This is a genomic window from Bacillus sp. YBsi01 (assembly GCF_038406745.1).
Lineage (GTDB): Bacteria > Bacillota > Bacilli > Bacillales > Bacillaceae > Bacillus > Bacillus siamensis.
Window position 1 is genome coordinate 2,558,850 of the sequence record NZ_CP151679.1, and the last position, 18,786, is coordinate 2,577,635.

The 18,786-nt window shown below is 47.3% G+C and carries 21 protein-coding genes; 4 read left to right on the forward strand and 17 right to left on the reverse strand.

All coding sequences use genetic code 11. The features are described 5' to 3' along the window. Nucleotides 1-18: 18 nt before the first annotated feature. The 7 genes from AADZ70_RS12790 to AADZ70_RS12820 all read right to left on the reverse strand — a co-directional run bounded on the left by AADZ70_RS12790 (nt 19) and on the right by AADZ70_RS12820 (nt 5,138). Nucleotides 19-279, reverse strand: a complete 261-nt coding sequence (locus tag AADZ70_RS12790; protein ID WP_016937698.1) for a YwqI/YxiC family protein — start codon at nt 277-279, stop codon at nt 19-21. Beyond that, complete coding sequence (locus AADZ70_RS12795) at nt 279-713, reverse strand: DUF5082 family protein (RefSeq protein ID WP_016937697.1); 435 nt, start codon at nt 711-713, stop codon at nt 279-281. The genes AADZ70_RS12790 and AADZ70_RS12795 overlap by 1 nt, the downstream gene beginning before the upstream one ends. A 306-nt stretch (nt 714-1,019) precedes the next feature. Continuing rightward, a complete protein-coding gene (locus AADZ70_RS12800) occupies nt 1,020-2,345 on the reverse strand; it encodes a UDP-glucose/GDP-mannose dehydrogenase family protein (protein WP_016937695.1) in 1,326 nt (441 codons plus the stop codon). 198 nt (nt 2,346-2,543) lie between these two features. Then, entirely contained in the window at nt 2,544-3,308 is a 765-nt protein-coding gene (locus AADZ70_RS12805; protein ID WP_016937694.1) for a CpsB/CapC family capsule biosynthesis tyrosine phosphatase, read from the reverse strand. Between the two features lie 48 nt (nt 3,309-3,356). After that, the gene (locus tag AADZ70_RS12810; protein WP_342008063.1) at nt 3,357-3,998 is read right to left on the reverse strand and encodes a CpsD/CapB family tyrosine-protein kinase; all 642 of its coding nucleotides are present in this window, start codon (nt 3,996-3,998) and stop codon (nt 3,357-3,359) included. A 34-nt stretch (nt 3,999-4,032) separates the two neighbouring features. Beyond that, a complete protein-coding gene (locus AADZ70_RS12815) occupies nt 4,033-4,779 on the reverse strand; it encodes a Wzz/FepE/Etk N-terminal domain-containing protein (RefSeq protein ID WP_016937692.1) in 747 nt (248 codons plus the stop codon). Between the two features lie 215 nt (nt 4,780-4,994). After that, complete coding sequence (locus tag AADZ70_RS12820; RefSeq protein WP_014471134.1) at nt 4,995-5,138, reverse strand: hypothetical protein; 144 nt, start codon at nt 5,136-5,138, stop codon at nt 4,995-4,997. Between the two features lie 203 nt (nt 5,139-5,341). On the opposite strand from AADZ70_RS12820, the gene AADZ70_RS12825 reads away from it, so the two are divergent. Together AADZ70_RS12825 and AADZ70_RS12830 are read left to right on the forward strand one after the other, a co-directional pair. Continuing rightward, a complete protein-coding gene (locus AADZ70_RS12825) occupies nt 5,342-6,952 on the forward strand; it encodes an SWIM zinc finger family protein (protein WP_342007143.1) in 1,611 nt (536 codons plus the stop codon). Beyond that, nucleotides 6,939-9,713: a DEAD/DEAH box helicase gene (locus AADZ70_RS12830; protein WP_342007144.1), complete on the forward strand. Its 2,775-nt coding sequence runs from the start codon at nt 6,939-6,941 to the stop codon at nt 9,711-9,713. Before AADZ70_RS12825 ends, AADZ70_RS12830 begins: the two co-directional genes overlap by 14 nt. A 115-nt stretch (nt 9,714-9,828) precedes the next feature. On the opposite strand, the gene AADZ70_RS12835 is transcribed toward AADZ70_RS12830, so the two are convergent. The 4 genes from AADZ70_RS12835 to AADZ70_RS12850 form a co-directional block, all read right to left on the reverse strand. Continuing rightward, complete coding sequence (locus tag AADZ70_RS12835; RefSeq protein WP_342007145.1) at nt 9,829-10,686, reverse strand: Cof-type HAD-IIB family hydrolase; 858 nt, start codon at nt 10,684-10,686, stop codon at nt 9,829-9,831. Further along, entirely contained in the window at nt 10,683-11,465 is a 783-nt protein-coding gene (locus AADZ70_RS12840) for a DeoR/GlpR family DNA-binding transcription regulator (protein WP_016937688.1), read from the reverse strand. The genes AADZ70_RS12835 and AADZ70_RS12840 overlap by 4 nt, the downstream gene beginning before the upstream one ends. Before the next feature lie 209 nt (nt 11,466-11,674). Beyond that, the gene (gene ssb, locus AADZ70_RS12845) at nt 11,675-12,016 is read right to left on the reverse strand and encodes a single-stranded DNA-binding protein (RefSeq protein WP_045926379.1); all 342 of its coding nucleotides are present in this window, start codon (nt 12,014-12,016) and stop codon (nt 11,675-11,677) included. A gap of 96 nt (nt 12,017-12,112) precedes the next feature. After that, nucleotides 12,113-12,466, reverse strand: coding sequence for a hypothetical protein (locus tag AADZ70_RS12850; RefSeq protein ID WP_016937686.1), 354 nt, complete (start codon nt 12,464-12,466; stop codon nt 12,113-12,115). Nucleotides 12,467-12,638: 172 nt separating this feature from the next. On the opposite strand from AADZ70_RS12850, the gene AADZ70_RS12855 reads away from it, so the two are divergent. Continuing rightward, nucleotides 12,639-13,049, forward strand: coding sequence for a YwpF-like family protein (locus AADZ70_RS12855; RefSeq protein ID WP_016937685.1), 411 nt, complete (start codon nt 12,639-12,641; stop codon nt 13,047-13,049). 45 nt (nt 13,050-13,094) lie between these two features. Here AADZ70_RS12855 and mscL read toward each other — a convergent pair whose 3' ends face one another. Beyond that, a complete protein-coding gene (gene mscL / locus AADZ70_RS12860) occupies nt 13,095-13,490 on the reverse strand; it encodes a large conductance mechanosensitive channel protein MscL (protein ID WP_049627557.1) in 396 nt (131 codons plus the stop codon). Between the two features lie 56 nt (nt 13,491-13,546). Continuing rightward, nucleotides 13,547-13,972: a 3-hydroxyacyl-ACP dehydratase FabZ gene (gene fabZ, locus AADZ70_RS12865; RefSeq protein WP_003151242.1), complete on the reverse strand. Its 426-nt coding sequence runs from the start codon at nt 13,970-13,972 to the stop codon at nt 13,547-13,549. 195 nt (nt 13,973-14,167) lie between these two features. Here fabZ and AADZ70_RS12870 point away from each other — a divergent pair, with 195 nt between their 5' ends. Continuing rightward, nucleotides 14,168-15,232, forward strand: a complete 1,065-nt coding sequence (locus tag AADZ70_RS12870) for a tetratricopeptide repeat protein (RefSeq protein ID WP_342007146.1) — start codon at nt 14,168-14,170, stop codon at nt 15,230-15,232. A 21-nt stretch (nt 15,233-15,253) separates the two neighbouring features. Here the strand turns inward: AADZ70_RS12870 and AADZ70_RS12875 are convergent, their stop codons facing one another. The 4 genes from AADZ70_RS12875 to spoIIID form a co-directional block, all read right to left on the reverse strand. Then, nucleotides 15,254-16,075, reverse strand: a complete 822-nt coding sequence (locus tag AADZ70_RS12875; RefSeq protein ID WP_029575297.1) for a flagellar hook-basal body protein — start codon at nt 16,073-16,075, stop codon at nt 15,254-15,256. A 24-nt stretch (nt 16,076-16,099) separates the two neighbouring features. Beyond that, nucleotides 16,100-16,897 carry a flagellar hook-basal body protein gene (locus AADZ70_RS12880; RefSeq protein WP_016937681.1) on the reverse strand — a complete coding sequence of 266 codons (798 nt, stop codon included), beginning with the start codon at nt 16,895-16,897 and terminating at the stop codon, nt 16,100-16,102. Nucleotides 16,898-17,056: 159 nt separating this feature from the next. Then, complete coding sequence (gene mbl / locus AADZ70_RS12885; protein ID WP_342007147.1) at nt 17,057-18,058, reverse strand: cell shape-determining protein Mbl; 1,002 nt, start codon at nt 18,056-18,058, stop codon at nt 17,057-17,059. Between the two features lie 179 nt (nt 18,059-18,237). Further along, nucleotides 18,238-18,519: a sporulation transcriptional regulator SpoIIID gene (gene spoIIID, locus AADZ70_RS12890; protein WP_003151236.1), complete on the reverse strand. Its 282-nt coding sequence runs from the start codon at nt 18,517-18,519 to the stop codon at nt 18,238-18,240. Between the last annotated feature and the right edge of the window lie 267 nt (nt 18,520-18,786).

Below are 18,786 nucleotides of genomic sequence, written 5' to 3' on the forward strand. Positions count from 1 at the left end.
GGCAAGTCCTTTCTTTCGTTATTTTACGGCGATCGCCTCGTCCTGTTCTTTCAGGGAATCTACGTTGTCTTTTACGTCCGCGATGTTCTTATGAACGGCTTGCTTATATTCGCTGATCATGGATACAAGCTTTGCCTCGCGGGAGTGGTACTTGGAGGTATAGTCAAGCTTGTTTTTACCGTTTGAACCCGCATTCCCGATCGAAACGGCCTCCAGCGCGCTGCTGACGGATTCAAGCTGTTTCATGACGGCTCCGTATTTGAGTTTTATTTCTGTCATTAAAACCAACTCCAGCTTCTTTTGATTGATTGTATTTTGTCTCCCACGGCGTCAAGGGCTTCTTCACCAAGCGTCAGCAGGTGCTCTGCTTCTCTCGCGATGCTTCTGGCGGCAAGGAGCCCTCCTTTTTCAATTTCAAGCTGTGTCATCTTTAAGCCGATCCGATAAATATACCCGTCGTATTTGTCTGTAACGATTCTGTATGCCTCTGTATGGGCCTGATCGCGCCGCTCATCAAATTCCTCAGCGAAAGTGCCGGTCCAATGATGATCCAAGTGCGGTCTGAGGATGTCTTTGATTTCAGACACGCCCTCTTCCTGCAGAGATTCTATATCTCTCTTCGCTTCTTTTAATTTATCAATTTGGTGTTCGATCTCGCCCAGTTTATGGCTGATTGTGCTGTTAATATGGCTTAATGTGCTTGAATGGCTCATCTGTTTTCACCTCGTCTTACGCAAAAAGTCGTACAAAAAGCACAGACTTTTCCATACTATATTTCCATATATTATATTTTAAAATAGACAGAAAGCAGCTTAAATAGGTTAAACGGCTTATTTTCAGCAGCCGAGGTGCTCTTTATTAACGCCAAAAGACTCATGAAATCGGCACGTTCATTCACAGACCTCCTCTATATATCCATGATAAATTCCCTAAAAAAAGGAGCCGGTTATCAATAACCGTCTCCTTTGCCGTGTATCATCATTATAAATATAATAAAGGCCGGCGCGGAGGCCGGCCTTTCAAGTGACAGAATCAGTCTGAGGCAGGACGGCTTTTCTTCCGATTGAGATATATTCCACGCCCGCCTGCTCCGCTTCTTTAAGCGAGTGGCAGTTTCTCCCGTCGAAAATAACCGGAGTTTCCATCAGCTCTTTGTAGGCTTCAAGCGGAAAATGCTTAATATCTTCCCAGTCTGTCAAAATCAACACGGCATCAGCTCCCCTGACCGCTTCTTCTATAGACTCCCGATAGGAAACCCCGGCCGGGAGCAGCTCGGAAGCCCGGAATGAAGCAATCGGATCGTACGCTGTCATCCGGGCGTCAAGAGCCGCCAGACGATCCGCAATGACAATGGACGGCGCATCCCGCATATCATCAGTATTCGGCTTAAAAGACAGCCCTAACAACGCTATGGTTTTTCCCGTAACTCCGCCGAGCCTGTTCAGCACTTTATCAACCAGCATGGACTGCTGGTTATTGTTGACTTTAATGACGGACTTCAGCAATTCAAAATCATGCTCCACATGTCCCGCGATCTGCACGAGGGCGTTTGTATCCTTCGGAAAGCAGGAACCCCCGTAGCCGATGCCGGCTCTTAAGAATTGATTGCCGATCCGTTTATCCAATCCCATTCCGTGTGCGACTGATTCCACATCCGCACCGACTTTTTCACATATATTAGAAATTTCATTAATAAAACTGATCTTTGCCGCTAAAAAAGCGTTCGATGCATATTTGATCATCTCGGCGCTTCTGATATCCGTATGATAAACCGGAATGGCAAACGGCGCGAAAACCCGGTCAAGCGTTTCTCCCGTCTGCCGGTCTTCAGTTCCGATTACGATGCGGTCGCCGTGAAAGGTATCGTGAATCGCCGAACCTTCACGGAGAAATTCCGGGTTCGAGGCGATTGAAATATTTACGTCCGATTTCAGCCGTGAATGAATAACTTCGCTGATCCTGTCATTCGTTCCCACGGGAACCGTGCTTTTTGTCACGACGATCGCATCTTTAGAAATAGATTCGGCAATCCGTTCGGCGACATTTTCAATATAGGTAAGGTTTGCGTGCCCGTCTTCTTTTTGCGGCGTTCCGACCGCTATAAAAATAACCTCTGCTTCCGCAAGCCCTTTTTCGTAGCTCGTTTCAAAGGCCAGCCGATGCCGGCCGATGTTTCGTTTCATCATATCTTCAAGGCCCGGTTCAAAGATAGGGGATATTCCCTTTCTCATCTGCTCAACCTTACGTTCGTCAATATCTATACATGTTACGTCATGGCCGATTTCTGAAAGAGACACTCCTGTCACAAGACCGACGTAGCCTGTTCCGATCACTGTTATTTTCATCGTGTTCCCCCAACCGTTTAGAAATTGCTGCTGGGCAGCTTACCGTTATTAGCATATGATCCCGGCGCCGGCAGAATGCCGGTAGCCTGCGGTCATGATAGAAAAAACGGTGCCGGCCGCTGATTATAGCATAAGCATAAAAAGATCATCTTGCAAAACAGCCGCTTATGCTTCATTTAAACGGAGTAGGGAAGATGGTTAAAAAAGACCCCAGCGCTTACGGCGGGCCACAGGCAGCGGAGGTTCCTTATAAACGGCTTTGTTTTCAACGAGAAGCGCAGCGTTTTCCGTAAGCATGTAAACCAGCTCTGCCCCGGCTTCTTTTTTCAGAACACCGAGCGCCTCCTGATAATAAAAATTTCTCGATCCGAGATTATGGGCGTCAGATGCGAGAAAGTGGATCAAATTCGCTTCAATAAGCTGCAGCGAAAAGCTCTTCGCTTTCCGACCGAATGCTCCGGCAAGGCAGCCGGCCGTCACTTGGGCAGCAGCGCCTTTCTTTACAAGACTGTAAAGGACGGACGGGTTTTCGCGGATTTCTCTGTTCCGCTCCGGGTGGGCGATGACAGGGACATATCCCCTCAGCTGCAATTCATAAAATAGCCGTTCGGCATAGGCCGGAACATGATCGGCCGGAAACTCCGCCAGCACATACTTTGTATCATGGAGCGGGATAAGCGGGCCGCTTTGAAGACCTGCCAGCAGATCTCCGTCTGTTCTGATTTCCTGGCCGGGCAGAACGGTGAGCGGAATGCCTTCCTTATTCAAACGTTTGTTTAACAGTCTGACCGCTTCTTTGACCGTATGCCGGTCCGTGTCATAGCGGTATTTCACGTGATGCGGCGTCGCAATGATCGTATCAATTCCCTGTCGGACCGCTTCTCTCGCCATCTCGAGGCTTTCTGTATCATCCGCCGCGCCGTCGTCTATGGAAGGAAGGATGTGACAATGGATATCTATCATATTTTAATCCCTCCTTCTTAAAAAGAATGGACCGCGCCCATTATGACATCACTGTCCATAATAGGCGTAGTCCGAGTGTTTCGTTTGTTTTTTTCCGTTCATCACGGCTCCGAGGAGCTTGCACGGGCAATAATCGAGCGCTTCTTTCGCCTTGGCCGCTTTTTCCTTGTCCGTTTTCCCGCTTGAAATCACCATAATGGCCCCGTCAGTATAGCTGCCTAATATTTTCGTATCGGCTACGGCCAAAACGGGAGGCGTGTCTAAAATCACCTTATCATAAACGAGGGCTGCTTCTGACAGAAGATCCCTCATGGCCCCCGTCGATAAAAGCTCCGCCGGATTGGGCGGGATCGGCCCGCTCGTTAAAATATCGAGATTGGCTTCCTCAGCCCGCAGGACGGCTTTCTGAAACGGAATCTGTTGTAACAGCAGCGACGTTAAGCCGGTTCCGTTATCCAATTTGAAGGTGAAATGAACCGTCGGTTTGCGCAGATCCGCATCAATTAAAAGCACTTTTTTCCCCTGCTGGGCAAATACGACGGCAAGATTGGCCGCGGTAGTCGACTTTCCTTCTTCCGGACCTGCGGATGTGATTAAAAGGGACTTCACCTCCGTATCGACGGAAGAAAATTCAATGTTTGTACGGATCGTCCGATATTGTTCTGAGTTGATGGACTTCGGCTCTGACATCGTAATCACGCTTCGTTTTGCCGGCTTGTCTTTTTTACGCGTCAACTTGTCCGCCTCCCGCTTGTTTGGTTTCTGCCATCCTCAAGTTTTTGGCAACGCTGTCTTTTGCGCTGATTGAAGTAACCGTTCCTAAGACCGGGATGCCGAGCAGCGATTCAAGCTGTTCCTCCGATTTGATCGTATTATCCAGATGTTCCAGCAAAAAGGCGAGACCGATTCCGCCCAAAAGTCCGGCTGCAAACGCAATCGCGATGTTCAGCTTACGGTTAGGCTCTGCCGGTGACTGGCTGTCCGCCGCTTCGGCCTTTGAAAGAATGCTGACATTATCCACGTTCATGATGGCCGTGATCTTGTCCTGAAAAACGGCTGCAACCGTATTTGCCATAACGGCGGCCCGCTTTGCATCCGTATCCCGCACGGCGATCGTCACGACTTGTGAATCCTGCTCGCTGGATACCGTGATTTTCGATTCCAGCTCTTTCGAAGTCATGGACAGATTCAGCTCTTTAATCACCTCATCGAGGATGACCGGGCTTTTGATGATGACATTATACGTGTTGATTAATTGGAGGTTGGTTTGAACGTCATTGAATTGGACTTCTTTTTGATTGTTTTTGGATTGACTGACCAAAATTTGCGTTGAATTTTCATAGACCGGCGTAAGAGCGAAGAAACTGATGAGTCCGCCTGCGGCAGATGCCGCCGCGGTGATAATAAGTATAAACAGCAGACGCTTTCTCAGTATTGCGAATATTTCTTTTATGCTTGCGGATTCTCCCATATAACCTCCATATCACTTTCCGTGTATTCCTATTCCCTCCAATGAACTTTTCCAATTACGATTATACAGATTTGAACTGTCATTTCTAACCTTTTCAAATGACAATATTCGACAAAAATACACAAACACTTCTATTCGGTTTATTTTTGTAAGCGCTTTATACGCTGTTATCACAGGAACAATAAAAAATCCCGCGGTCAAGAGCCCGCGGGACTTTATGTTGCATATCCATTTTTAATATGAGAAATCAAATTCTCAAGCATTTCTTTAGTGGTCATCTCAGAGGACTGCTCACCGATGTCGTGCGCATGCATTAAAATCTTCAGAAACTCCTCTTGATCTAACTTCGTTTTCTTCATCATTCGTTTCCTTTCGGCTTCCATTAAATTGAAAACAAGATTATTATATGCTGTCGGGTGCTGTTTTGCAATCTCTAATACATCATTCGACACACTCGGGTTTTTATGTCCTTTTTTAGGAAAAACTTTTTCCGGACCATGTGTTGCGATATAATAGAGGAATTGGAATCTTTTTATTTTGTGACTCGTTAGGAGCGATAATCATGCTTCAGGATATGATTGCTAAAGAAGATGTGCTCGCAGCGGCTGAACAGCTTAAAGAACTTCTTCCTTACAATGAAGACAATGTTCAGCTGATGAAGAAAGCACTCATTTTATATCGGCAGGATTCCGTCTATCGTATACAGGTTCAAACCCCGACAGAGATTTCCGCGTATGTGCAGGATGTTGTGCCTGTAAGGGTCACGCTGAACTTATTTTTCATGGTGAAAAGCGGCTGCGCATGCCCGTCTGAGGCGATCTGCCGCCACGTGCTGGCCGTTTTTCTTTACGTATATGCCCAATTTGAACGGGTCGGTTCCTTTACCGAGCATTGGCTGGAAAGAGAAAAGCTTGAGGAAAGCAGGGAGCTTGTCCGCCGGCAGTTTCAGGAAAAAGTGCTGCCGAATGAAGAGTCGCTGTCAAGCTGGCTCGCTTTTTTTGATTCGGAATTCTCACTGTGGGAGGCGCGGACGCCGGCCGGAAGCCAGACGATGCAGGGGCTTTATTACGGCTATTTGTCAGCGCTCAAAAAACATGCCCCGAAAAAACCCGAGCTCAAAAGCTTATATCAGATTCACTCGGCGCTTGCCGTCTGGCTTCATATGTTTACTTTGATTGAGTCAGGCAGACTGGATGCCGAAAAAGATTATTACAGCATCAATCCATACGTCGAACAGCTGATGGATACGATTTACTCCTCCATTGACAGACTGAAAACGTATGCCTTGTCTTTCTCGCTTGATCCCTTTTTGGACCGGACGCCTCCGGTGATCCGCAGGCTTCTGCTGAAAGAGGAGCTTTTTCAATACGAACGCCTCCGGGTATTCGGTGAAGTTTGGAGCTCGCTTTTGAACCGGCCGAAATGGGTCGCGCGTGAACAGGAGATTCTCGCACAGGAAAGCGGCCGCCGTTTTTCGCCGGAAGTACGGTTCGGACGGCTTCATTTGGCCTTTTTGCAAAAAGATGATGCAGCGGTCTTTGAAGATATGTCTCGCTTCCCTTCCGAAGCGCTGCCTTATACCTTTCAATGGCTCAGTGAGCTCACCGCCAAAAAAGACTGGAAACGGCTGAAAACATGGTACGGTCAGATCGAACCTCTTGCCGTGAACTACACGAAACTTGATAAGCCGTTTAAAGAAATGCGCGATATTATAGGAGAGCTGTTTGTGCTGCTGGCGGATTATGCGCGGCACTCACGGGATGATCAGCTGTTTGAACGGTTTGCCTCCGGCTGCCTTCCCTATACCTTTACAGAATACAGCCAGTATCTGTACGAAAAACGGCGGTATGCGGAGTGGGTGGAGATTCACAGCCTCGTCGGTTTTTCCGTCTGGGAAATCGAAAAGGACATCCTGAAGGAAATTGCCGCCAGTGATCCGGAAGCGCTCATCCCCTCCTATCACCGGGCGGCGGCCTTTTTTATCGACCAAAAAAACCGCAGCGCCTATAAAGAGGCTGCGCGCCATCTGAAAAAACTGCGGACGCTTTATAAAAAGGCAAAAAAACAGCAGGTTTGGGAGCGGTATATCAGCCAGCTGAGCGCAAGCTACAAGAGGCTGCGCGCCCTTCAAGAAGAATTGCAGAAAGGAAAGTTGATTGATGGCGAGTCTTAAGGAATTTTTCATTCATGTAGAACAAATGGAAGATTGGACATTTACGCTGTCAAGCCATGACGAGAAAGAACAGCCGCTTACGCTCAGTCAGATGAAGACTCATCTGTTCCAATGGCATGAGTCCACCTTTTACGGAACGTTTCTTGAAGACGTCAGCTTCATCGGCACTCCGGCTGTTCTGCTCAGCCCGTGGATGACCGTCGAGCTGCTCGGAAAAAACTCGTTCAATTCATTCAGCACCGTTCAGCTGACAAAGGAAACGGAACCATTAATCGAAGCGGCTTCGACGATATACGAATTTATAGCCGACGGCGATTTTCTTCCGGATTATGAGGCTTGGCAAAAGGGCGTCCTGCGCTTCAAAGACCGCGAGCTTTTGCTGGAAGGCTTTACGGCAGACTGGTTCTCGGCCGCGGTTCAGGACTACATTCAGTACAACGATGACCTGCGGGAAAAATGGCAGCAGATCGAAACCCGTTCGCCGGCCGTTCATACGTTTAAAGGCTCCTTTTTGGACGAAGATGATTTTCTTGAGGGAATCGGCTGGAATGATGATCTGACGCCGTTTACCGTCGGGCTGCGATTAAACGAGCCTGATTTTGACGGTGACGACTGGAAAATCGAAATGTTTTTACGCGAGAAAAAAACCGGAGCCATCACCTTTTTCGACGGACTGAAGGGGCTGAAAAAAGCGTGGCAGGCATACAGCGGAAAAATCGCGCGTGAACAGGACCGCTTCCGCCGAACGGTTCCCTGGCTTTCATTTGATTCGGGAACGACGCTCATTTCTGAAGAAGAGGCTTGGATCTTCTTATCGGAAGCGAGTGAGACACTTGTCGATATGGGCGTGGAGATTCTTCTTCCATCGTGGTGGCAGATTGTCCGGGAAAGCAATATGATGCTCAAAGCAAAAGTGTCATCCTCCCCGCGGGGCGAGTCCTTCGTCGGCATGAACGCCCTGCTTGATTTCAACTGGAGATTCGCCACAAACGGAATTGAGCTGACAGAGGATGAATTCAATGAGCTTGTCGCAAACAACAGACGTCTCGTCAACATCCGCGGCCAATGGGTGAAAATTGATCCGCAATTTATTAAACAGATGAAAAAACTGATGGAAAAAGCGGAATCTGAGGGTCTCCACATGTCCGACGTGCTGGCGCGCGAACTGATGGATCACGGGGAAAACGGAGCCGAGGACACGGACATCATTGACTCATCGGCATTTGCCGGGATCAAGATCGAATTATCAAAGCAGCTCAGAAGCCTGATCCGCAAACTGACGGATGCCCGGGATCTGCCGGAGCATGAAGTCAGCGCCGCGTTTCAGGGACAGCTCCGCCCTTATCAGGTGTACGGCATGAACTGGCTTCTCTTCCTGCGGGAAAACGGCTTCGGCGCCTGTCTCGCAGATGATATGGGACTTGGAAAGACGATTCAGATGATCGCCTATTTTCTTCATGTGAAAGAAAGCGGCCGGCAAAAAGCGCCTGCCTTAATCATTGCGCCGACATCGGTGCTCGGCAACTGGCAGCGTGAGCTCCAGACCTTCGCGCCGCAGCTGAAGGCCATGCTTCATTACGGACCCCGCCGGCCGAAGGAGGAAGCATTTGTCCCGGCCTATCAAGACGCGGATGTCGTTCTTACTTCTTACGGCCTCTCGCACGCCGATCAGGAAGAGCTTTCTTCCGTGACATGGAGCACCATCTGCCTTGATGAAGCGCAAAATATTAAAAACGCGCATACGAAGCAGTCCCGCGCGATCAGAAAGCTGAAAGGCGTCCATCATATCGCGCTGAGCGGAACACCGATGGAAAACCGCCTGACAGAGCTTTGGTCGATCTTTGATTTTATGAACAAAGGCTATCTCGGCAGCCTGACCGGCTTTCATAAACGCTATGTGCTGCCGATTGAAAAAGACCGTGACGAAAAAAGAATCAACCAGCTTCAGCAGTTAATCCGGCCGTTTTTACTGCGCCGGACAAAACGGGATGAAGAAGTGGCGCTTAATCTCCCTGACAAGCTGGAACAAAAAGAGTTTATCCCGCTCTCGGCCGAACAGGCCTCCCTTTATGAGCAGCTTGTCAAAGATACATTTGAACATATGGCTTCTCTGACCGGCATGCAGCGGAAAGCGCTGATTTTGAGCATGCTCGGCCGCCTGAAGCAAATATGCGACCATCCTGCGCTCTATTTGAAGGAAGAACAGACAGAGCTGTTAAACGGGAGATCCGTCAAACTGGAAAAGCTGCTTGACTTAATGGCGGCGATCCGCGGACAAGGGGAAAGCTGCCTCATTTTCACCCAATACATTCAGATGGGCAACATGATGAAGCGCCTCTTGGAAAAAACATTCGGAGAGCCTGTTCAGTTTTTAAACGGAAGCCTGTCCAAGCAGGAACGCGATTCCCTTGTGGAACGGTTCCAGAAGAAAGAATACCCGACGCTGATTTTGTCACTGAAAGCGGGCGGAACCGGTCTGAACCTGACGGCTGCCAATCACGTCATTCACTATGACAGATGGTGGAATCCGGCGGTGGAAAACCAGGCGACCGACCGCGCCTACCGAATCGGCCAGGAGCGGTTCGTCCACGTGCACAAATTAATTACGACGGGAACGATTGAAGAAAAAATTGATGCCATGCTCGAAACGAAACAAACGCTGAACGATCAGATTATCCAAAGTGAAAATTGGATTACCGAGCTGTCATCCGATGAGCTTGAAGAATTATTCACCCTCAGCGCATCGGCGCAATCACATTAAACGCAAAAAGGCCGGCTCTCTCGGAAGAGCCGGTCTTTTAAAATGCCGTCCTTACTGTTACGCCGCATTTGCCATGAATGCGTCACGCCAGTCGTGAACAGTATCGCCAAACCTTTTAAAGTAAATTCCTGATCATATGCGCAACGCCGTTTTGATCATTTGTCAATGTAACGGCGTCAGCGATCTCTTTAATATCTTCTCTCGCATTTCCCATCGCTATGCCTTTTCCGGCCGCCTGAAGCATTGAGTAATCATTTAAGCTGTCACCGACCGCTGCGGTTTCAGCCATCGGAATGCCGAGCTTTTGCGCCAGCCGTTTAAGCGCCTGCCCTTTAGAAGCATGTCGCGACGACAGTTCAAAATTGTGATCGGCAGAGCTGACAAGGGTGAGGTCTTTCTGATCACTGAATCGGTCCCAGCCCGCTTTCAGCTTCCGCTCATCAAACGAAAACCCGAGAATGTTGTAAAAATCCAGACGTTCTTCTTTCTCAAAGAGCTCACGGTATGATTGAATGTAAGCAAAGCCTGACTGGCTGTATTGCACAGAAGCCGCCTGCTCCAAAATAGAAAGGTCGGTTTCCGGATTGGCGCTTTTTACCCGATCCATTTCGATCTCGAGCAGCTCCCTGCCGGTTTCAGGCGTATAGATGGCTTTGTTTGTAAACACCTCATAGTAATATTGGTTCTCTTCAAGCCAGGACAAAATCCCCCGGGCCCTTGTTTCTTCAATCGCATCACAATGGTACAGGCTGCCGTCAGGAGCATGAATGGCGGCTCCGTTTGCGCTGATAATCCAAGTTTTTATGCCGAGCGGTTCGAATATGGAGTGCACGTCAAAATGCGCGCGTCCCGTGGACACCACGATTTCAATTCCCGCTTGCCGGGCTTCTCTTAAAGCCCGCTCGTTTTCATCGCTTACTTGATGACTGCTGTTCAGCAGTGTGCCGTCCAGATCTATGGCAATCAGTTTCACATGTCCTCATCCTCTTCTTCAGAATCAGTTACAAGCAATTCTACGCCGTGCCGGTCGAGCAGATCGCAAAAATCCTGATCAGGCAGCCGATCGGTGATCAGCAGGTCAACCTCGTGCAGGTCTGCATATTGATAAAAACTCGTACGGCCAAGCTTGGAATGATCGCTCAGCGCAATCACCTGTTCCGCCTGCCGGATCATTTTACGCTTGACCATGCCGTCTTCTTCATGCGGTATCGTCAGACCGTTTTCCGAGATGCCGACAACGCCGATCAGCACCTTATCGGCGTGATAATCCCCCAGTTTTTCTACCACAGAAGCGCCGTATAAAAATCGGTGTTCCTTTTGCAGCTTTCCGCCGAGCAGATGAATGTCAATTCCCTCTTTTGCAGAGAGGATATCGGCCTGATTGATCGAATTTGTAATAACAGTGCAGCCGGTGACATTTAAATGTTCGGCGCAGGCCTGAACGGTTGTGGAGGTATCCAGGATGATCCGGTCTCCTTTATGGATCAGGGAGGCGGCCAGTCTGCCGATTTTATTTTTCTCTTCAGAAACGGTTTTCAGCCGGCCGGAATAGCCAGGCACTTCCTGATGCACAGACGGCAGAATCGCGCCGCCCCGTGTTCTGATAATGGCCCCGCGCTCTTTCAGCTTGACAAGGTCCCGTCTTGCGGTGTCTCTTGAAATATGAAGCAGCGAACATATCTGTTCAGCGGTGATCCGCCGATGCTGTTTCAAATATTCCATTATCGCAATCAGTCTTTCTTCTTGATACACGTCCTCATTCCTTTTTTCGTCACTTATCTGTAAGTAATTATAAGTTTTTATCTTAAAACATTCAATTATTTTAAGTGTTTATAAGCAAAATCACTTCTTTTTAACCATTTTTTAGATCCCGAACCAAAAAAACCAGTCTTTCGACTGGCGTATAGGAAGGGGGTATTGCGGGGCCCGCCAAAAGGCGGGAAAAAGAGGAAAAAAGCATGTTATTCAGCAAGCGGCTCTTTCCGTTTTTGATCCATAAACCGAACGGTATCAGCCATGACCTCGGTCACATAAACTTTTACACCGTCTGTCTTTTCATAGCTTCTCGTCTGGATTCTGCCGCTCACACCGACCAATGACCCTTTTTGACAGTACAATGCCGTGTTTTCAGCGCTTTTTCTCCAAATGGTGCAGTTGACAAAGTCAGTCCCGGTTTCACCTGACGCGCTTTTAAAATTGCGGCTGACAGCCAAGGTAATATGAGCCACGGCAATGCCCGCTGATGTAAAACGGAGCTCCGGGTCTTTCGTCAGCCGGCCGACAAGCATCACGTGGTTAAACAAGCCGTATCCTCCTCTCTTTTCGAGGGTGGCTTCATTGTAGTACAAGAGCTCCTGAAAGCAAAAAGCGGAAAAAACCGTTATCCGTTTATGCCTCTCTTATGATTTCGCTTTTCTTTCAGATAAAAAAAACTTTTTCTTTTGACCGCTTATGTAATATGTATTTTTGAGCAGCCGCGAAAAAAGTTTCGTTTTAAGCCAGTTTTTCTCAAACATCCTGACAAACTTTCCGCCGTCCCATGCGAACCAGTAAAAACTCAGCTTTTTATCAGCCAGTGAAAGCTGAATTTTATACTGTTCCATGCGGTCTTTTGTTTCATACAAAAAGACGACATTCCCTCTTCTGTTAAGATGCACCTCGCACTCTTCCTTTTTGGATACTAAGTAGGAATGATCGTCTTCCCGCCTTAAGCCGTCTTCTATATAAATTTCCTTCAGGCGCAATTGATTCATAAGCATCTCTCCATGACTATATTCTTTTACATTATAATGAAAAAATAGAAATGATTAAATGTTGACCGCCTACAAAAATGATGAAGCATGTCTTACAGCATTTTCCCGGAAAAAGTGATATGTGTTATAATAAATGAACGAAAAAACATGGACAACAGGGGTGAAAATAGAGATGAAAACCTTTAAACTGGTTGATCTGAATGTGGAACGTTTAGATAAAGACGATCGGCCGATTGAACAGTTTCCCCTTTTAGACGGATTGATTATCAATAAAGAAGACGGTGAAAACCATTGGTTAATTGAAGCTCTGGTCCCGGCCGAACACTTTTCTTTTTTTGACATGCTGATGAAAAGCCAGAAAGAAGCGAAGGTGTTTGTAACGATTACGAAAAAAAGCAACCGTCCCGCCCAGCTGACGGGAAGCATCAAAAATATCGTCGAGCTGGAAAAGAGTATACAAGTTTTAATTTACGGTCAAATGGTGTCAAGAAATCACCCCGGATCAGAAAGCATTCTGGAGTCGCTCGTGAAAGAAGGATACTCAGGCAGCCGGCTGATTGAAGCGTTCAAACAAAAATTATAATCATGAAAAAGGCCGGACGTTAATCATCCAGCCTTTTTTTATGCCCTAGTCATTGTGATGCGCCCGCTGTTTCAGCAGATCTCTGATTTCAGTCAGCAGTTCTGTCTGCTGATCTGTTTCTTCGGCTTCTTCCGCCTCTTCTTCAGCTTCTTTTTTACGTCTCAGCTTGCCTAATGTGCGAATCACGATAAAAATAGAAAATGAAATAATGAAGAAGTTCACAATCGTTTGTATAAAGCTTCCGTACTTGATATGGGCGTCGCCGAATGTCACTGCCAGTCCTGAAAAATCAAGGCCGCCAAGAAGAAGACCGACAAGCGGCATAATGATATCTTCAACGAGTGACGTCACGATTTTCCCGAAAGCGCCGCCGATGACAACACCGATTGCCAGATCCATGATATTGCCCTTCATCGCAAAGCTTTTAAATTCTGACCACATTACATTCACCCCTTTCTACACGAAATGGGCTTTTTTATAAGCCCATTTGTTTATTTTTATTCTCCGAGTGCAAAGGTTAATTCGGCTTCACACACGAGCTCGCCGTCAACTTTGGCAACGCCTTTGCCGCGTCCGATCGTACCGCGTGCACGTGTAATGTCCACTTCAAGCTCCAGCTTGTCACCCGGTTTTACCTGCTTTTTGAAACGGCAGTTATCAATCCCCGCAAAAAACGCGAGTCTGCCCCTGTTTTCTTCTTTAATCAGCATCGCCACAGCTCCGACCTGCGCCAAAGCCTCTACGATTAATACGCCCGGCATAACAGGGTACTCAGGAAAATGGCCGTTAAAAAAATCTTCATTCGCCGTCACATTTTTATATCCCGCCGCCCGTTTTCCTTCTTCGACTTCCGTAATTCTGTCTACCAGAAGAAACGGATAGCGATGGGGAATAATTTCTTTAATTTGCTGAGTATCAAGCATTCTCTTGACATCTCCTTCATCGACAATAGTATGTATAGAAGGTATAAGTGGTAACCAATCTGTACATTTGGAAGTATATTATGAATCAATTTCTTTTTCAACCGCACTATAAACTGTAACCAGCTGGCAATGAGCCTCGTCCATTAATGTGTTATGATGAATAAAGATTTTTACCCTAAGCAAAGAGGTTGGAAGATGATTGCTAAGTTTACTGAAAAACGCACGCTGGTGATGCTGAATGAGTGGTATGACGCCATGGGAAAACGCCAATTCGATCTAGCCCGTTCCCTTCACGAACAAATCAATCAGCATCTCCCCAAATTACAAAAGAATGCAAAGCTCAATCTCAGATATCAGCTGTTTTTTGCACGGTTTCAGCTGCTGTTTGAGAAAAAAGACGGGCTGGTTAAACTGTTCTGTGAGCTGAAGCGGCACAAAGATGAGATGGATCATGAATTAACTTATTATTTCCATTTTTTTAAAGGATTATTCCATATGGTGAACGGCACTCCGAACCGGGCTGTCTGCCGCTTTAAAGAAGCCGAACAGTACCTGCCGGCCATCCAGAACCGTATTGAAGCCGCTGAATTTTATTATAAAACAGCGGGTGCTTATTACATGATGAAGTCGCCTCCGCTTTCCATACAATATGTCAACAAAGCGCTGAAGATCTATCAAAATGAATTCGGCTACATCAAAAAAACGCTCAGCTGCCAGCTGCTTCTCGCCGTAAATTACATAGACGAGGCACGCTATGAAGACGCTGAACAGCTCTTCAATGAATCCATAAAAATAACAGACCGCATCAATGACAATAACCTGCTGTGCCACGCTTATTACAATTTTGGTTTTTTAAAGACCGCTCAGAAAAAAGATAAAGAGGCGCTTCCTTTTTACAAAAAGGTATTGGGCAATCAGCGTTTTGAAAAGGAGTCTCCCGTTTCCTACCTTCATTGTGTATACGAAGCGGTCAGAGCACTTTTTAAAACCGGATGCCCCGCCGAAGGACAAACCGTGCTGCAGAAAGGATTATACATAGCTGACAAAGTGCAGAACAACATCATGAAACTGAAGCTGGCCGCGCTCAAAACACTGTATACCTCTCAGGAGGATCCGTACGACCGATTGCAGAAGCTCGTGCTGGAGCTGCAGAAAATTGAAGCGTGGGTGGATTTGGAAGTGCTGCTTCAGGATATTACGGATTACTACAAAAAAAAGGGCGATTTTGAGAAAGCCGCATTTTTCATCATGCGCGGCTGATCAAAACGCCCCCTTCTTTTATTATCTGACTGAGTTGATTAAGCCCAGCATTTGGTCTCCCAATGTAATCGTGCGGCTGTTCAGCTGGTAAGAACGCTGCGACACGATTAAGTCGGTCATTTCCTTAGACATATCGACATTTGAATTTTCAAGCGCCCCTTGCTCCATGCCGATCCCCTGCCGGTTTGCGCCGGTCAGCTCTTCAATCGCTGAAGCTCCCGCACCGTTTACGGAAAACAGATTATCCCCTTCCGCATGAAGCGCCTGAGGGTTATTGACATTGACGATGCCGAGATTAAACGTCTGGGAACGGGTCCCTGCCTGGTCTGAAGCTGTCAGGGTTCCGGTTTTGCTGATTTTCAGCTTAGTCAGCGAGCTGTCAATTTGGATGGGCTGACCGTTCTCATCGAGGATGGGATTGCCTCCCGCCGTCATCAGCTGCAGAACCCGGTTATTTCCGCCGGCCGGCTTGAGGGTGAGTGAGCCGTCCCTTGTATACACCCGCCGTCCGTCCGCTTCTGCCTGGAGATATTGATATGGTGATGTGAACGCGATATCAAGGTCACGGTCGGTTTTTTTGATGCTTCCCTGCCCTGAATCCAGCTGCGGCGTCATCATCGCTCCGGCGCCGAGACGCAGGCCGGGCGGTGTTTTCCGCATGTTCGGCGAATTTTCCTTTTTATCATCTATTTGATCATACTGCTGCCTGATCAGCTCGGAAAAGCGGGAGTCCCTCGCTTTATAGCCTGTCGTATCACTGTTTGAAAGGTTGCTGCTGACTGTATCCATCTGCTGCTGAAGCTGGTTTAAGGCTGTTGAAGCCGTCAGCATTGATCTGAGCATCATAATTGAACGTCCCCCATTTTATTACACTTTGCCGATTTCATTTGCGGCTTTATCCATGCTTTTATCGTAAGCCTGAATGACTTTCTGATTGGCTTCAAATGATCTGTATGCTTCCGTCATTTCTGTATACGTGCTTGTCACGTCCACGTTTGAAAGCTCCGAGACGCCTTGTTTTAAGGTATACGAGACTTGGGGATTCGCCGCCGCACTCGGCAGTTCAGAGCCGTCGGCCGTGCTGTATAGGTCATTGCCGTCCCGTTTCAGATTGCGCACGTCTTCTTCCATTCTGATGTCAATCTGCCCCGCCGGCCGGCCGTTTGTTGTGACCGTGCCGTTTTCTGATACGGTGAATTTTTCATTGTCGACTGTAATCGGCTGTCCGTTTGTTGATAAAACAAGATTTCCGTTTATCGTAAGCTGATTGTTTTCATTCAATGAGAAAGTGCTGCTTTTTGAATAGCGGACGCCGCCCGCAGTCTGAACCGGATAAAACAGCTCGGCGTTTTCATTCGTTTTAGCATTCTTGGGAACCTGATTCTCCATAAGCGCGATATCCGTCGGCCGATCGGTCGTTTTCAGGCTTCCCTGCGTGAACAATGGTTTCAGCTCCTGCATGTACACGCCTGTGTTGACGGAACCGATTTTCGTTTTTTTGTCGCCTTCTATTCGGCTCAAAAGCATTTCGGGAAAGGCGCGGATTGAACCTTGATCCTCTTTGTACCCTGATGTATTCGCGTTTGCGATATTATTTGACAGCATTTCCGTTCTTCTCTGCTGTGTAATCATTGCGGACGTTGCGGTATATAATCCTTTTAACAAGTCTTCCACCTCTGAAATAGCATGATTTCCAGTTGCCTAACCGGAACATTTGTTCTATAATGAAGATCAACATTTTTTCTTATTATCGGATTTACATTCCCTTTCGTGAAGGGTTTTACAGAAAAAACCTCATTCTTTTTCAAGAATGAGGTTTTATGATCAGCTCAGTTTGCGTTTTGGAAGCTTGTCCATGTTATCAAGCATGACGCCGGTTCCGACCGCAACACAATCCATCGGATTCTCAGCGACAAGAACAGGCACCTTCAGTTCTTCGGCAAGAAGCTGGTCAAGTCCGTTTAACAGCGCTCCCCCGCCGGTAATGATGACGCCGCGGTCGATGATATCAGCGGACAATTCAGGCGGTGTTCTTTCAAGAACATGCTTGGCAGCCTGCACAATGACGGCAACTGATTCACGAAGGGCTTCTTCCACTTCTTTGCTGTTTACTGTAATCGTTCTCGGCAGACCGGAAACCATGTCACGGCCGCGAATGGTGATTTCTTCATGACGTGCGTCTGGGAAAACCGTTGCGACCTTCACCTTAATATCTTCAGCGGTACGCTCACCGATCAGCAGCTTGTACTCGCGTTTGATATAATTTAAGATTTCCATGTCAAACTTGTCCCCAGCCATCTTAATAGAAGAGGAGGTGACAATATCGCCCATAGAAATAACTGCGATATCCGTCGTACCGCCTCCGATGTCAACAACCATGTTACCGCTCGGCTGGAAGATTTCCATACCTGCGCCGATAGCGGCAACTTTCGGTTCTTCTTCAAGGTACACATGCTTTCCGCCGCTTTTTTCTGCGGCTTCTTTAATCGCTTTTTGCTCAACGGACGTAATATTCGTCGGGCAGCAGATCAGCATACGCGGTTTTGAGAAAAGTCCTTTTACATTAAGTTTATTAATGAAGTGTTTCAGCATGGCTTCTGTTACTTCGAAGTCTGCGATTACGCCGTCTTTCAGCGGACGGATCGCAACAATGTTCCCAGGTGTACGTCCAACCATTCGTCTGGCTTCTTCGCCGACCGCCAGCACTTTGCCGCTGTTTTTATCAAGCGCCACAACGGACGGCTCATTCAGAACAATTCCTTTTCCTTTTACATGGATCAGTACATTTGCAGTACCGAGGTCAATTCCAATATCCCTTGCAAACATCTATTTATATCCTCCTTGATATCTGTTTCACAGTAAAATATCCACATTGTGCCCTAATTATATATATTATCATAATTTATCAAAAAAAAGCTGCTGAACGAGATAAGTTCTTGACAAAATTTTGCGGATATTCGCGAAACCGCCCGGAGGAAAAAAAGGGAGCCGGCAGACGTCAGACGCTACGGCTGCTGAACGGGCTCCCCTTCTAGAATTTCATCTTTTTTGTACTTTAATTTCGTCGCCTCTCCTCCTCTTAAATGTCTGATGGATTTATGATAATCGAGTATTTCTTTTACTTCATTCGCCAAGTCAGGATTGATTTCAGGCAGGCGCTCTGTCAGATCTTTGTGTACGGTACTTTTGGAAACACCAAACTCTTTCGCAATGACACGAACGGTTTTTTTCGTCTCCACGATATACTTACCAATCTTGATTGTTCGCTCTTTGATGTAATCGTGCACACCACTCGACCTCCCCAGTTGGATGTGAGAAGTGTGAAATGAGATCCGTATTCTGTAACAGATTCACTGATGATGCAGCTTCTTTGTTGTCCGATTATATAAGAAGGTTTTTGAAATATGCCCACGATCCCTCACCTCAAACACTCTCTTTGATAGGTTTGTAACAGTGTATTAGCAATGAATTGGGAATATGCTAAAAACTCAATAAGGACAAGGGACGGATCGCAATTTTCTGCTTTTTGAACGGGGGGCTTTACATCCGCGCGA